Here is a 1,237-nt window from a genome sequence, read left to right on the forward strand (position 1 = left end):
TACACGTAAACGAGTTAGAGTGGGTGTCTAATTTAATTCCACTGTAAAGGCCCTTGTAGAAGCTCAAAAACAAAAGGAATTAACATTGCGCTAGGCAATGACTACTTAGCGTCACAAGGTTTAGTGTCATTGAGAGATATTTGGATCAATATTCATTACGGGAGATGAACCGCCCATTGCGGACCCGCATGATGGGTGGTGTGGGGGCTGGAGGTTAGAGACCTCCGGCTACCCGATTATATTTTTGATTGCTCATTGATGCTCATGACAACAGAAGAAAGATCTTTAAAATCATTATACTCCTCTTCTATTTTTCCATGAGTAGATCTTGTATCGAGGTTTTTACTAACAACTCTTAATCTTTGTTCAATTTCTTCTGGAGTAATTTCCTCGATCAATATTTTATGAACGGTATTTCGCCAAAACTTAATCTCTTTTGAGTAATCTGTGATTCGTTTAAGTAAATACATCCTTTGACGTTTATTAAGCAACCGTATTTCATCAAGGTCTTTGTGCAGTTTTTTGCTATTAACCTCATGCCTTTCCTCAATTCTATCAAGTCGTTCTGAACGTTCATCGGATAGTTTAGAAAGCTTTTTAAATTTACTAGTTACCCAAAGAGCAAAAAGCAAAAAGCAGCACCATCACACCATAAATTAGAGCTATTCTTATAGATTCAGAGATAGCCTCATTAATTGGATTTTTCACATCCGTATCATTTTTAAGAGTAAACCTTAGGTCTTCCAAATTAGTAAATTCACAACAAGCCTCTCCAGTTTTATCATTCGGTATCAAGATCCTAGTTTCATTACCAGTTTTTATACCTGACAACTCAAATAACTTTCTCCCTTTAGGGGCTTTAGCCGTCTTAACAAACTCCATTTTTATTGCATCAGAAACAATAATAGATGATATTTCAGTTGATTCAGGTAACAACAATGATAACCCATCAATTGTCTCACCAGAATAATTACTTATTTCTAAAGGTTAATAACTTGTTTCTTGAATATCAAGAGGACGACCTATTGTTACACTACCGTTATCACTAACCAAATACGAAAGCCCTGTATTTAGTGCAAATGTTACAATAACAGCTAAAACTACATTAACGATTTGTGATAAATAACTATCCATATTTTCCCTTAAAAAATATAACGCTTGTATAACCGGTTTATTTTGGAGTGCGAAGCACGAAAAAATGAATCCGTGTTTATACACTTGTGTACGCCCGACATGG

The 1,237-nt window shown here is 35.4% G+C and carries 3 protein-coding genes; all 3 read right to left on the reverse strand.

From position 1 onward, the window contains the following. Window positions 1–236: 236 nt before the first annotated feature. Window positions 237–632 (reverse strand): hypothetical protein, encoded by a 396-nt coding sequence (locus CWB66_RS20370; RefSeq protein WP_138586859.1) that lies wholly within the window; start codon window positions 630–632, stop codon window positions 237–239. Further along, window positions 607–939, reverse strand: coding sequence for a hypothetical protein (locus CWB66_RS20375; protein WP_138586862.1), 333 nt, complete (start codon window positions 937–939; stop codon window positions 607–609). The genes CWB66_RS20370 and CWB66_RS20375 overlap by 26 nt, the downstream gene beginning before the upstream one ends. 48 nt (window positions 940–987) lie before the next feature. Further along, window positions 988–1,237: hypothetical protein (locus tag CWB66_RS22485; protein ID WP_212747842.1), on the reverse strand; the 250-nt coding region annotated here is incomplete at its 5' end.

Origin of the sequence: Pseudoalteromonas sp. S558 (assembly GCF_005886635.1) — a bacterium.
Lineage (GTDB): Bacteria > Pseudomonadota > Gammaproteobacteria > Enterobacterales > Alteromonadaceae > Pseudoalteromonas > Pseudoalteromonas aliena.